This window comes from Streptomyces sp. JN8 (genome assembly GCF_055808075.1).
In genome coordinates this window covers 7,294,128-7,306,452 of the sequence record NZ_CM147852.1, presented here as the reverse complement: position 1 = coordinate 7,306,452, position 12,325 = coordinate 7,294,128, and the positions used below count along the sequence as shown (strand labels likewise).

The 12,325-nt window shown below is 76.0% G+C and carries 10 protein-coding genes; 5 read left to right on the top strand and 5 right to left on the bottom strand.

Annotation, left to right across the window (positions count from 1 at the left end; all coding sequences use genetic code 11):
• Window positions 1–37: 37 nt before the first annotated feature.
• The 3 genes from ACY0MR_RS32285 to ACY0MR_RS32275 all read left to right on the top strand — a co-directional run bounded on the left by ACY0MR_RS32285 (window position 38) and on the right by ACY0MR_RS32275 (window position 2,090).
• Entirely contained in the window at window positions 38–1,255 is a 1,218-nt protein-coding gene (locus ACY0MR_RS32285; RefSeq protein WP_473556906.1) for an FAD-dependent oxidoreductase, read from the top strand.
• A gap of 44 nt (window positions 1,256–1,299) precedes the next feature.
• Window positions 1,300–1,776: an NUDIX hydrolase gene (locus tag ACY0MR_RS32280; RefSeq protein WP_404083349.1), complete on the top strand. Its 477-nt coding sequence runs from the start codon at window positions 1,300–1,302 to the stop codon at window positions 1,774–1,776.
• Window positions 1,777–1,838: 62 nt separating this feature from the next.
• Entirely contained in the window at window positions 1,839–2,090 is a 252-nt protein-coding gene (locus ACY0MR_RS32275; protein ID WP_361862774.1) for a hypothetical protein, read from the top strand.
• 39 nt (window positions 2,091–2,129) lie between these two features.
• On the opposite strand, the gene ACY0MR_RS32270 is transcribed toward ACY0MR_RS32275, so the two are convergent.
• Both ACY0MR_RS32270 and ACY0MR_RS32265 read right to left on the bottom strand, forming a co-directional pair.
• Window positions 2,130–3,335, bottom strand: coding sequence for a cytochrome P450 family protein (locus ACY0MR_RS32270; protein WP_473561947.1), 1,206 nt, complete (start codon window positions 3,333–3,335; stop codon window positions 2,130–2,132).
• A 237-nt stretch (window positions 3,336–3,572) separates the two neighbouring features.
• Window positions 3,573–5,495, bottom strand: a complete 1,923-nt coding sequence (locus tag ACY0MR_RS32265; protein ID WP_473561945.1) for an NAD-binding protein — start codon at window positions 5,493–5,495, stop codon at window positions 3,573–3,575.
• A gap of 330 nt (window positions 5,496–5,825) precedes the next feature.
• On the opposite strand from ACY0MR_RS32265, the gene ACY0MR_RS32260 reads away from it, so the two are divergent.
• Window positions 5,826–7,178, top strand: a complete 1,353-nt coding sequence (locus tag ACY0MR_RS32260; protein WP_473556903.1) for a D-alanyl-D-alanine carboxypeptidase family protein — start codon at window positions 5,826–5,828, stop codon at window positions 7,176–7,178.
• Window positions 7,179–7,202: 24 nt separating this feature from the next.
• On the opposite strand, the gene ACY0MR_RS32255 is transcribed toward ACY0MR_RS32260, so the two are convergent.
• Together ACY0MR_RS32255 and ACY0MR_RS32250 are read right to left on the bottom strand one after the other, a co-directional pair.
• Window positions 7,203–9,620 (bottom strand): ATP-binding cassette domain-containing protein, encoded by a 2,418-nt coding sequence (locus tag ACY0MR_RS32255; RefSeq protein ID WP_473556900.1) that lies wholly within the window; start codon window positions 9,618–9,620, stop codon window positions 7,203–7,205.
• A 142-nt stretch (window positions 9,621–9,762) separates the two neighbouring features.
• Window positions 9,763–10,005: a DUF5133 domain-containing protein gene (locus ACY0MR_RS32250; RefSeq protein WP_361862261.1), complete on the bottom strand. Its 243-nt coding sequence runs from the start codon at window positions 10,003–10,005 to the stop codon at window positions 9,763–9,765.
• Window positions 10,006–10,146: 141 nt separating this feature from the next.
• Here ACY0MR_RS32250 and ACY0MR_RS32245 point away from each other — a divergent pair, with 141 nt between their 5' ends.
• Window positions 10,147–11,184: an NAD-dependent epimerase/dehydratase family protein gene (locus ACY0MR_RS32245; RefSeq protein WP_473556896.1), complete on the top strand. Its 1,038-nt coding sequence runs from the start codon at window positions 10,147–10,149 to the stop codon at window positions 11,182–11,184.
• A gap of 79 nt (window positions 11,185–11,263) precedes the next feature.
• Here the strand turns inward: ACY0MR_RS32245 and ACY0MR_RS32240 are convergent, their stop codons facing one another.
• On the bottom strand, window positions 11,264–12,124 hold the full coding sequence (locus ACY0MR_RS32240; protein WP_473556894.1) for a glutathione S-transferase C-terminal domain-containing protein: 861 nt from the start codon (window positions 12,122–12,124) through the stop codon (window positions 11,264–11,266).
• Between the last annotated feature and the right edge of the window lie 201 nt (window positions 12,125–12,325).

Genomic DNA, 12,325 nt, shown 5'->3' with positions numbered 1-12,325 from the left:
GTACGAGTGAGGCCGCACGGGTACGAGGAGGGTTCCGGTGAACCGCACGGTCGACGTGCTCGTGGTGGGCGCGGGACCCGCCGGACTGGCCGCCGCCGCGCGGCTCGCCGCCGCGGGCGCGGGGCGCGTCGAGGTCCTGGAGCGGGAGCGGGCGGCCGGCGGGGTTCCGCGGCACTGCGCACGCCCGGGGTTCGGCGCGGACGCACGGGGCCGCCCTCTGGACGGTCCCGGATACGCGCGCCGCTCGGTGCGCGCGGCGCTGCGCGCCGGGGCCGCCGTCCGCACGGAGGTGTCCGCCACCGGGTGGGCCGGGCCGCTCACCCTCGACGTCACCGCGCCGACCGGGCTGGAGCGCATCCGGGCCCGCGCGGTCGTGCTGGCCACCGGAGCCCGCGAACGGCCCCGCGCGGCACGGCTGGTGCCCGGCTCACGGCCCGCCGGGGTGCTGACCACCGGCGAGCTCCAGCGGCTGGTGCTCCGCTTCGGGTCCCGGCCCGGACGCATCGGACGGCGGGCGGTGGTCGTCGGCGGCGACCCGGTGGCCCGCAGCGCCGTGCGGACGCTGCGCGCCGCCGGGGTCGAGGTGGTGGCGGTCGTCTGCGAACAGCCGGTGAGGAGGTCGGCGTTCGGGTCCGTGCCGGTGCTCTCCGGTGCGCTCGTGACGGAACTCCTCGGTCGCGGCCGGCTGACCGGGGTCGCGGTGCGGACCGGGGCGGGGCGGGCGGACGGGCACACCCTGCGCTGCGACACGGTGGTCTTCACCGGGGACTGGATCCCGGACCACGAACTGGCCCGGACCGGCGGCCTGCCGCTCGCGCCCGGCACCCGGGGCCCCGCGGTGGACGGCGCCTGTCGGACCGCCGTCCCCGGGGTCTTCGCGGCGGGCAACCTGCTGCGCGGTGCGGAGCCGGCGGTGGCGGCAGCCGCCGAGGGCCGGGCCGCCGCGGCGGCCGTCGCCGAGCTGCTCGCGGGGCGGCCCTGGCCGGAGGGCCGGGTGCCGGTGGGGGTGGTGACGGCGGGTCCGCTGCGGTGGGTGACGCCCGGTCTGCTCGGGCCGGCGGCCTCGCCGCTGCTGGTGCGGCCCGTGCACCGGCTCGTGCGCCCGGTCCTGACCTTCACCCAGGACGGCGGCCCGGTCGGGCGGGTGCGGCTCGACGGTCCGCTCCTCCCCCGGCGCTCGGTGCGGCTGCCGCCCGGGTGGGCGGACGGGGTGGATCCCGCGGGCGGTCCGGTGGTGGTCGGCGCCGAGTGGTGAGGCGCGACCCGCGCCGCGGCGCCCGGTCGGCCAGACTGGACCGCATGTCTGACAAACGCAGTGCGGGCCTGCTGGTCTACCGTCGTACGGCGGACGGTGGCGTCGAGGTGCTGATCGGTCATATGGGCGGGCCCTTGTGGGCTTCGCGCGAGCAGTCGGCCTGGTCGATCCCCAAGGGGGAGTACGAGCCGGACGAGACCCCGGAGGCGGCGGCGAGCCGGGAGTTCGAGGAGGAGCTGGGACTGCCGGCGCCGGAGGGCGAGTGGCTGGACCTCGGCGAGTCCCGGCAGCGCAACGGAAAGCTCGTCACCGTCTGGGCCGTCGAGGGGACGCTCGACCCGGCCGGCATCACCCCCGGCACGTTCACCATGGAGTGGCCGCCCCGGTCCGGTGCGCAGGGGGAGTTCCCGGAGATCGACCGGGTCGGCTGGTTCGCCCCCGAGGTGGCCGCCCCGCTGCTCGTGGAGGGGCAGCGGGTCTTCCTGGAGCGGCTGACGGAGCGGCTCGACGGGCGGGGCTGAGCGCGATTGTCAGACCCGTACGAGAGGGTGGTGAGCGCCGAACTGTCGAGAGGGAGCCCGACATGACCACGACCACGATCACCGCGAGCGAGCGTGCGGCCGCCCAGGCCTACCTGCGGTTGCTCGAATCCACCCAGGCCGTGCTGACCGATCCGCAGCTCGCCCCGTACGCGGGGGTGATGCTCACCCATCCGATGGCCGAGGCGGACGAGGCGCTGCGGGCCGCCGGTCTCGTGGGGAACGAGGCACGTCTGATGCGTCTGGTCTCCTCCCTGCGCACCTCCCCCACGCATGCGCGGGGGAGGGCGGGGTGAGCGGCGCGCGGCGGGCCGGTCCGGTCGCTCGCCGGGCCGTCAGCCGCCCGGCCGGACCGGGAGCGTCCTGACGCTGTTGCCGACGAAGCCGGCGTGGCGGGGCAGCTCGGACTCCGGGACGGCCAGGTCCAGGTCCGGGAAGCGGGTGAAGAGGGCCTCCAGGGCGAGGGTGGCCTCCATCCGGGCGAGCGGGGCGCCCAGGCAGTAGTGGGGGCCGTGCCCGAGCGAGAGGTGCTTCGCCGTCGCCGTGCGGGTCACGTCGAAGCGGTCGGCGTCCGGGCCGTGGGCGCCGGGGTCGCGGCCCGCCGCCGAGTAGCCGGCCAGGACGGGCGTGCCCCGCGGGATCAGGGTGCCGTCGACCGTCAGGTCGCGGGTGGGGTAGCGGAACGGGAAGTAGCTGACGGGGCTGTCCCAGCGGAGGGTCTCCTCCACCACGTCCGCCCAGCTCGCGTGTCCCTCGACGACCAGGGCGAGCTGGTCGCGGTGGGTGCAGAGGGCCCGGACCGCGTTGGTGAGCAGGTTCAGGGTCGTCTCGTGCCCCGCGACGATCAGCAGGAGCAGGGTGCCGATCAGCTCGGCCTGGTCCAGCCGGTCGCCGCCCTCGTCCCGGGCGGCGAGGAGCGCGCTCGTCAGGTCGTCGCCGGGGGCCGCGGCCTTGTCGGCGGCGATGGCGGCGAGGAGTTCGACGAGGTCGCGGTTGGCGGCGACCGCCTGCGCGGGCGTCGTGTCGGTCGCGACGACCAGGGCGGAGAGGCGGTGCAGCCGGTCCTGGTGGGCGGGGTCGACACCCAGCAGTTCGCAGATGACGCCGAGCGGCAGCGGAAGGGCGTAGTGGCGGCGCAGGTCGGCGACGCCGTCGCCGGCGGCGGCCGCTTCGGCGAGCCCGTCGAGGAGCCCGGCGGTGACCGCCTCGACGCGCGGGCGGAGCCGCTCCACCCGGCGGGCCGTGAAGGCGCTGCTCACCAGGGTCCGGAGGCGGCGGTGGTCGGCCCCGTCCGCGGTGATCATGCCCGGCACGGTGGCGAAGGTGCGCAGCGGCCAGCCCTCGGGTATGCGGCCCTCGGCCAGGGCGGTGAAGTGCCGGGGGCCCTTGGCCACGTCGGGGTGGGAGAGGAAGTCCCGGAGGGCGTCGTGGCCGAGGACCGCCATGCCGTCGATCCCGCCGGGCAGGGTCACCGGGGTGACGGCCCCGGCGGCGAGGAGGCGGGCGTTGTCCGCGTGGGGGCAGCCGCCGGCGGGGTCCATGAGGTGGGCCGGGCGCTCGCCCGGGGCGGCGGGGTGCGGGGCGTTCACTGACGAGGTGTCCACGGGCGAGCTCCTGTCGACGGGGGCGCGTGCGGTACGGGAACCAGGGCGCCGCGGTCCCCGGGGACGGGGCCCGCGCGGCGGGAGGGCGGCCTCGCGGACCGCCCCCGGACGCCCCGCGAGGCCGCCCCCGGCGGCGGGCCGGGGTCGGGCGGTCGGTGAAGCCGCATCCTACGGTCAACCCCGCCCCGTTCGTACGGGGTTGACCGGGGGTCGGGGGTCGGGGGACGCGGCGGGGCGGCCGCGGCAGCCCAGGAGTTCGGCCAGGCCCCGGCGGGTGGCCGCCACGACGACCCGGTCCTCGGGTTTCAGGACGCGGCCGGGGTCCAGGCCCCAGTCCCGGCCCGTACCGGGCCTCACGGCCACGCCGTCCAGGGCGATGACGCGCCACTTGCCGGGGTGGAAGGCCTCGGCGACCGTCAGGCCGTCCAGGAGGGGGTGGTCGGCGACGTCCACCGCGGCGAAGAGGAGGACGCGCCGCTCGACGGGGACGGCGCCGAGCACCTGACGGCCCAGCATGGCGCCGGCGAAGGCGGGGGCGGCGAGGTGGGAGACGCTGCGGCTGCGGGTGAGCGCGGCCGGATGGGCGGTGCGGAGGGTGCGGAAGACGGCCGTGGCGAAGTCGTCGTCGTAGAGGCGCAGGACCACCCGGAGTTCGGGGCTGACGGCGCGGGCGGAGAGCGCGGCCTCCAGGTTGGTGATGTCGACGCTGGTCAGGGCGAGCAGGGCGTGGGCGCGGTCGATACGGGCCGCCTCCAGGACACCCTCCTCGGCGACGTCGCCGATGACGGTGGGGACGCGCAGTCGCCGGGCGACCGCGATGCCGCGGGCCTCCGGGTCGGACTCCACGCAGACCACGGGGATGTCCAGCCGGCGGAGCCGGGCGAGGACCCGGGTGCCGACCTTGCCGAGGCCGAGGAGGACGACGTGTCCGGAGAGGCCGCGCGGCGGGCGGCGCAGGGCCGTGGCCGTGCGGAAGGTGCCGAGGCCCTCGATGAGGGCGGCCACGATCACCGGCAGCAGGAGCAGCCCGACGAACCCGGCGAGGATCTGGAGGACCTGGCGGCTGGTCGACTCCCCCACCGCGGGGTCGCCGATGGCGAAGATGTCGAGGAGCGTCAGGTAGGCGGCGTGCAGCGGGTGGTCGCCGGTGGTGACGGTGGAGGCCAGGGCGAGCGCGAGGACGGCGGCGGCCGCCCCGGCGAGCGACCACCTCAGCCGGCGGGAGAAGAGCGAGGCGACCGGGAGCGCGGACGCGGCGATCCGGGCGGCGGCGGGTGCCGGGCCCGCCGCGGTGACCGCTTCGAGGGTGACGGCGGCGCGGCCGGTGGCGGCGGCCACCGTCCGGTCGTCCGGCAGCAGCCGGGGTCCCGCGTCGCCGCTCCGCTCGGACCCCTCGCAGCCCGCCGGGTCGCCGGTGGTGGCGGAGAGCAGGGCCAGCGTGCACCGTCCCGGGTCGGGGGCCGCTCCGGGGGCGGGCAGCCGCTCCACGGCGTGCAGGAGGAGCCCGCCGGCCTGGACCACCTTGCTGGTGCCGGCGACGGCGGCCGCGGCGAGGCCGGGGGCGGCGGTGTCGACGTCCGAGAGGACCGTGGTGGCGGCGTCGAGTTCCTCGGGGTCGAGGCCCGGTTCCGCGACGGCGGCGGCCTGGTCGAGGAGGGTTTCGAGGTGCTGGCCGAGCTTGCGGTTGTAGAGCCGGATGACCAGGCGCAGCCGGGGGTTGAGGCGGCGGGCGGTGAGAGCCGCCCGGATGTTGGTCTCGTCGTCCTCGTGGACGAGGGCCAGGGCGGCGGCCCGCTCCACACCGGCGTCCGTCAGGGCCCGGTCGTCGGCCTCGGCCGACTCGACGACGTGCAGCGCCCCGGCGGGTTCGGCGTCGGCGCCGGGCCCGTGCGGGGCGGCGGTGCCGGGGGTGCCGGTGGTGCGGATGACGGCGGCCGTGACCCGTCCGAAGAGGGCCAGCGCGCGGCCGGTGCGGGCGGCGGGGGTGCGCGGGGCGTCGGGCCGTACCGGGACGAGGAGGGTGACCTGCTCCCCGTACACCTCGTGCAGCTCTCCCGCCAGGCGGTGGGCGAGTGCGTCGTCCCCGCAGACGATCATGTGCCCGGTGCCGGTCGGTGCCGGCGGCCGCTCGGCGCGGACGGCGGGCGCGCCGAAGGGGCCGCCGCCGGAGGCCGGGGGCCCGGCGGGTCCCGGCACGGGCCGGGAGGAGGGTGCGGCGGCGGGCGCTCCGGCGCTCTCGGCCGGAACGGCGTTGCTCTGGTGGGGTGGTGAGGGCACGTCACCAGCATGCCCTGCCCCGCCGACAGCGGGTCACGGCGGGTGGCACCACCCGTGCGGGCGCACGACGCGCCGCCGTCCGCCGCAGCCGCTCCCCCGGTCGGCGCACTTCGATCTGCGGGCGCGGCACCTCCTCCCTACGGTGACTGAATGATCGTCATGTCAGCTGTCCGTCATGCCGCCGCCGGTACCGCGGCGGTGCTGCTCGTGCTGCCCGCTCCCTCGGCCGTGGCGTCTCCCGCCCCGTCGGCCGCGGCTGCCACCTCGACCTCGGCCTTCATGTCCTCCGCGACCGGCGCTCCGCGCGCGGCCTCCGCGGGGGTCCCCTCGTCGCTCCGGTCGCGGGACACCGCCCGTCGGGAGCCCACGCCGCCCGTCCGCCGGCCCGTCGACCGGGCCCGGCTCGACCGGAAGGGCACGCAGGTGCAGCCGCTGCCGGACGCACCGGCCGTGCCCTCGCCGTCCGCGCTGTCCTGGGTCGTCGCGGACGTGTCCACGGGCGAGGTGCTCGCCGCCCGGAACGCGCACCGGAAGCTGCCGCCGGCCAGCACCCTCAAGGCCCTGTTCGCCCTGACGGCGCTGCCCGGACACGAGCCCTCCGAGCAGCACACCGTGGCCGATGCCGAGCTGACCGGGATCGGCGACGGAAGCAGCCTGGTCGGGGTGAAGGAGGGGTACACGTACAAGGTGTCGGACCTGTGGAACGGGGTCTTCCTCAGTTCGGGGAACGACGCGGTGCACGTGCTGGCGGCGATGAACGGCGGCTGGGAGTCGATGGCCCGGCGGATGCAGGAGAAGGCCAGGTCGCTGGGGGCGCTGGACACCCATGTGGTCTCCCCCGACGGGTACGACGCGCCGGGGCAGGTGTCCTCCGCGTACGACCTGGCGGTGTTCGGCAGGGCCGGGCTCCAGGACCCGGCGTTCACCCGGTACTGCTCGACGGCCTACGCCGACTTCCCCGCGGGCAGCTGGTCCTACGGCATCGCCAACACCAACCGGCTCCTGACCGGAGCGGACGGTGTCGCCCGCTACCCGGGGCTCATCGGCATCAAGAACGGCTACACGAGCAACGCGGGCAACACCCTGATCTCGGCGGCCCGGCGCGGCGACCGGACGCTGGTGGTGTCGGTGATGAACCCGCAGGGCGGCGGCGGGCTCGCGGTGTACGAGGAGGCGCGCGAACTCCTCGACTGGGGCTTCGCGGCGGCGGACCGGGTCCGGCCGGTGGGCTCGCTGCTCCCCGAGCAGCCGAAGCCGGCGGCCACCGCGGAGACCCGGCCGGTGTCGGTGGCCCGTGAGGACCGCCCGGCGGGCCCGGAGGGGCGGGCGCCCCGGGCCGGTGCCGAGGCGGTGGCGGTGGCCGCGCCCGCCGAGGCCCCGGCGCAGGGCACGGAGTCCGCGGGCGCGTCGGCCGGCTTCCCGCTGGGCCTGGTGGGCTCGGCCTGCGCGGCCGCGCTGCTCCTGTGGGGGCGGCGGCGCCGGGCGGCCCGGCGGGCGGACTGACCGGTGAACGGCCCACGGTCCCCGTCACCGACGGGGGCCGCGGGCCGTCCGGTCGGTGTCCGGTCGGGCGCCCACGTACGCCGCGAGGTGCTCACCGGTGAGCGTCGAGCGTGCGGCCACCAGCTCCGCGGGGGTGCCCTCGAACACGACCGTGCCGCCGTCGTGGCCGGCCCCGGGGCCGAGGTCGATGATCCAGTCGGCATGGGCCATGACCGCCTGGTGGTGCTCGACGACGATGACCGACTTGCCGGAGTCCACGAGCCGGTCGAGCAGTCCGAGGAGCTGCTCGACGTCGGCGAGGTGCAGCCCGGTGGTCGGCTCGTCGAGGATGTAGACCCCGCCCTTCTCGGCCATGTTCGTGGCCAGCTTCAGCCGCTGGCGCTCGCCGCCCGAGAGCGTGGTGAGGGGCTGGCCGAGACTCAGGTAGCCGAGCCCGACGTCCGCGAGGCGCGCGAGGATGCGCTGGGCGGCCGGGGTGCTCGCCTCGCCGGAGCCGAAGAACTCCACCGCCTCGGACACCGGCATCGCGAGGACCTCGCTGATGTCGCGGCCGCCGAGGAGGTATCCGAGGACCGAGGCCTGGAACCGCTTGCCCTCGCAGTCCTCGCAGGTCGAGGAGACCCCGGCCATCATGCCGAGGTCGGTGTAGATCACGCCCGCGCCGTTGCAGGTGGGGCAGGCGCCCTCGGAGTTCGCGCTGAAGAGCGCCGGCTTCACGCCGTTGGCCTTGGCGAAGGCCTTGCGGATCGGGTCGAGGAGTCCGGTGTACGTCGCCGGGTTGCTGCGGCGCGAGCCGCGGATCGGGCTCTGGTCGATCGACACCACGTCGTCGCTCGCCGGGAGGGAGCCGTGCACCAGCGAGCTCTTGCCGGAGCCCGCGACGCCGGTGACGACGGTGAGGACCCCGAGCGGGATGTCGACGTCGACGTCACGGAGGTTGTGGGTCGTCGCGCCGCGGATCTCCAGGGTGCCGGTGGGTTCCCGCACGGAGTCCTTCACGGAGGCGCGGTCGTCGAAGTGCCGGCCGGTGACGGTGTCGCCGGCCCGCAGCCCGTCGACCGTGCCCTCGAAGCAGACGGTGCCGCCCGCCGTGCCGGCGCCGGGACCGAGGTCGACGACGTGGTCGGCGATCGCGATGGTCTCGGGCTTGTGCTCCACGACGAGCACGGTGTTGCCCTTGTCGCGCAGTTGCAGGAGCAGTTCGTTCATCCGCTGGATGTCGTGGGGGTGCAGGCCGACGGTGGGCTCGTCGAAGACGTAGGTGACGTCGGTGAGCGAGGAGCCGAGGTGGCGGATCATCTTCACGCGCTGCGCCTCGCCGCCGGACAGCGTGCCGGCGGACCGGTCGAGCGAGAGGTAGCCGAGACCGATCTCCACGAAGGAGTCGAGGGTCAGCTGGAGCGCGGTGAGCAGAGGCGCGACCGAGGGCTCCTTGATGCCCCGGACCCACTGGGCGAGGTCGCTGATCTGCAGGGCGCAGGCGTCGGCGATGCTGACGCGCCTGATCTTCGACTCCCTGGCGCCCTCGGCGAGGCGGGTGCCCCCGCACTCGGGGCAGGTGGTGAAGGTGACGGCCCGGTCCACGAAGGCCCGGATGTGGGGCTGCATGCCCTCCTTGTCCTTGGCCAGGAAGGACTTCTGGATCCGGGGGACGAGCCCCTCGTACGTCATGTTGATGCCCGCGATCTTCATGCGGGTGGGCTCGTGGTGGAGGAAGGCCTGGAGTTCCTTCTTCGTGTACTTCCGGATCGGCTTGGCGGGGTCGACGAGTCCGGACTCGCTGTAGAGGCGGTAGTTCCAGCCACCGGGGGTGTAGCCGGGGATGGTGAGCGCGCCCTCGTCGAGTGACTTGGAGTCGTCGTACAGCTGGGTGAGGTCGATGTCGGAGACCGTGCCGCGGCCCTCGCAGTGCGGGCACATGCCGCCGGTGCGGTTGAAGGTGGCCCGGACGGTCTTCTTAGCACCGCGCTCGACGGTGATGGCGCCGCTCGCCCTGACCGAGGGGACGTTGAACGCGTAGGCGCTGGGCGGGCCGATGTGGGGCTTGCCGAGGCGGCTGAAGAGGATGCGGAGCATCGCGTTGGCGTCGGTGGCGGTGCCGACGGTGGAGCGGGGATCGGCGCCCATCCGCTGCTGGTCGACGATGATCGCCGTCGTCAGGCCGTCGAGCACGTCGACCTCGGGCCGGGCCTGGGTCGGCATGAAGCCCTGGACGAAGGCGCTGTACGTCTCGTTGATCAGCCGCTGGGACTCGGCGGCGATGGTGTCGAAGACGAGCGAGCTCTTGCCCGAGCCGGAGACGCCGGTGAAGACGGTGAGCCGGCGCTTCGGGATCTCGATGCTGACGTCCTTGAGGTTGTTCTCCCGCGCGCCGTGGACCCGGATCAGGTCGTGCCGGTCGGCCGGGTGCGGCTGCTTGTCCGCCCTGGGGGCCTTGCTCATCGTCTCTCCAGCTGTCGCGCGGGGCCTGTGGCGGACCGGCGCGGTGCGTCCCGAACGACGGCGGCCGTATCGCGGGGTCCGTGGCAGCCACGCTAGCGGCGGCCGGACGCGGACGCTTCTCGCTTCCTGATCGATGATCCGGTCAGGCTCCCGGGAGTCCCTCCAGCGCCTGGCGCGGCGCCGGGCGGCCGCCCGCCACGAAGCGCTCGGCGGCGTCGGCGGCCTCCCTGGCGGTCCGCTCCCCCATGAGGACGCAGAGCGTGTACGCCGTGTCCTCGAAGCGCCGGCGCGCCGACAGGTCGCACGGCCTGTCCAGCACGGTCCGCTCCTGGGCGCGGTAGTGCCGGAGCAGCCGGTCGACCGTGTTCCTGTCGGGCAGCAGCATGGCGTCCTCCTTCTCCTGAGTCGCTCCATCGTCCCGGTCGTCGGCCACCCCCGCGACCGACACGGACACGCTCCGTGACGGGAGGGGCCGCGGGGTGCCCCCGGAGTGCGGTTCCGGCGCGCATGGCGGAGGGTCGGAGACATGAACCCGAGCGACATCTCGCGGGTGGTCGTCACCGGCGCCACCGGCAACGTGGGAACCAGCCTCGTCCGGCTCCTGGCGCGCGAGCCGCGCGTCGGCTCGGTCCTCGGCCTGGCCCGGCGGCGGCCCGGCCTGGACCTGCCCGGGGTGGAGTGGGCGGAGGTGGACCTGTCGCGGGAGGGCGACGAGCCGCTGCTGGCCCGGCACCTCGCCGACGCGGACGCCGTGGTGCACCTGGTCTGGCGGTTCGGGCCGACCCACGATCCGGTGGAGACCTGGCGGACCAACGTCCTGGGCGCGGTGCGCGTGTTCGACGCGGTCGCGGCGGCGCGGGTGCCGGTCCTGGTGCACGCCTCGTCGGTGGGGGCCTACTCCCCCGGGCCCGCCGACGGCGCCCCGGTGTCCGAGAGCTGGCCGACGCACGGCTGGCCCGGCGCCGCGTACACGCGGGAGAAGGCCTATCTGGAGCGGGTCCTCGACACCTTCGAGCGGGACCATCCGCTGATCCGGGTGGTGCGGATGCGCCCGGCGTTCCTCTTCAAGGAGGAGTCGGCCAGCGGGCAGCGGCGGATCTTCGCCGGGCGCTTCTTCCCGGGGCAGCTGCTGCGGCCCGATCTGCTGCCGGTGCTCCCGGAGTTCGACGGGCTCCGCTTCCAGGTGCTGCACACGGACGACGCGGCCGACGCCTACCGGCGGGCGCTGCTGCGGGACGTCCGCGGCGCGTTCAACCTGGCCGCGGATCCGGTGCTCGACGGCGCGGCCCTGGGCGAACTCTTCGACGCCAGACCGGTGCGGGTGCCGGCGGGCGCCGTGCGGGGCGCCCTGGCGGCGGCCTGGCGGCTGCGCCTCGCCTCGGCGTCGCCCGATCTCTTCGACGCCCTGCGGCACATGCCGCTGCTCGCCACCGACCGGGCCCGCGAGGAGCTGGAGTGGGAGCCGTCGCGCGGTTCCGTGGCGGTGCTGGAGGAGTTCCTGCGCGGGGTCCGCGCGGGGGCGGGCGACGACACGGGTCCGCTGGCGGGTCACCGTATCGGCTGAGCCGGGGGCGCGTCCCCGGCGGCCGGGGTGCGGTGCTAGCGGCGCGCCTCCCGTCGGACGTCCCCGGCGGCGCGACGGGTCAGCCGGTCGCGCCGGACCAGTCGACGAGGCGGATGCCCGCACCGGCGGCCTCGCGGCCCCGGCAGTGGGTGCGGTGGCGGCGGAGGATGCCGTCGATGTCGAGCCGGCGGGCGAACTCGGGTCGGGCGGCGAGGCGTCGGGCGTAGGACCAGAGGGCGGGGTGTCCGGCGACCCGGTCCATGGCGGCGGCGTCGAGGTGCCAGCGGTGGACGGTGTCGAGCTGGACGAGGGTGACCCAGACCTGGACGTCGGCCGCGGTGGGCGCGTCGCCGAGCACGTACGGGTGGTGGGCGAGGCGCCGCTCCAGGGCGGCGAGGGCCGCGAAGAGGACGGTGAGGGGGTCCCGGTGGGCGGCCTCGCCGTCGAGTCCGAGCTCTCCGGCCCGCTGGGCGGCCCGGTTGACGCTGCGCTCGCAGAGGTCGGCGATCGCCTCGATCTCGTCGCGGTGCCGCTCGGGGAGCAGGTCGGGGCCGTCGCCGCGGAAGCGGAGGGCGAGGTCCCGCAGGATGTCGGGGACGTGCGTGCTGACGATCCGTCCGGTCCATCCGTCGCTGAGGACGGGCGCCGCGGCCGGTCCCTCGTAGAGGTGGGCGCTCGCGTCGTACAGCGGGCGGAGGGCGGTGTACCCGCCGTCGGGCGTGTCGGGGGTCTCGGGCAGGACGGACAGCGGGAGCGTGTCGTCGAGGCCGAGCAGGCTGTGGGTCAGGACGATGCTCAGACAGTCGGGGTCGTAGGGGGCGACGTGGAGGCGGTAGCGGTGGGGCACCGCGTAGTGGCCGCTGTGGACGTCGCGGCCGATCCGGCCGCGGAAGGCGGGCACGGCGGAGGCGGGCAGCAGCGAGGACGGGACGACGGACATGCTTCTCCCTTGAGGGTGCTCGGTGCCGGGTCCGGGCGGCGCGCGGTGCGGCGCCGGTCGCGGAGGCGCGACGGCGCCGGCCCCGCGGGGCGCGGAGGCGGCAGAGGTACGGGAAGAGGAGGAGTGGGGCGCGACGCTGCGCCCGCGGGGGCGGCGCCCCTCGGCGGACAGATCCTCAGCCGGCGGGGTGGGCCGTCCGGC

Coding starts and splice junctions, on each gene's coding strand:
- ACY0MR_RS32260 (WP_473556903.1), top strand. CDS start 5,826: ATGATCGTCATGTCAGCTGTCCGTCATGCCGCCGCCGGTACCGCGGCG.
- ACY0MR_RS32280 (WP_404083349.1), top strand. CDS start 1,300: ATGTCTGACAAACGCAGTGCGGGCCTGCTGGTCTACCGTCGTACGGCG.
- ACY0MR_RS32270 (WP_473561947.1), bottom strand. CDS start 3,335: ATGGACCCCGCCGGCGGCTGCCCCCACGCGGACAACGCCCGCCTCCTC.
- ACY0MR_RS32265 (WP_473561945.1), bottom strand. CDS start 5,495: ATGATCGTCTGCGGGGACGACGCACTCGCCCACCGCCTGGCGGGAGAG.
- ACY0MR_RS32255 (WP_473556900.1), bottom strand. CDS start 9,620: ATGAGCAAGGCCCCCAGGGCGGACAAGCAGCCGCACCCGGCCGACCGG.
- ACY0MR_RS32250 (WP_361862261.1), bottom strand. CDS start 10,005: ATGCTGCTGCCCGACAGGAACACGGTCGACCGGCTGCTCCGGCACTAC.
- ACY0MR_RS32240 (WP_473556894.1), bottom strand. CDS start 12,124: ATGTCCGTCGTCCCGTCCTCGCTGCTGCCCGCCTCCGCCGTGCCCGCC.
- ACY0MR_RS32245 (WP_473556896.1), top strand. CDS start 10,147: ATGAACCCGAGCGACATCTCGCGGGTGGTCGTCACCGGCGCCACCGGC.
- ACY0MR_RS32275 (WP_361862774.1), top strand. CDS start 1,839: ATGACCACGACCACGATCACCGCGAGCGAGCGTGCGGCCGCCCAGGCC.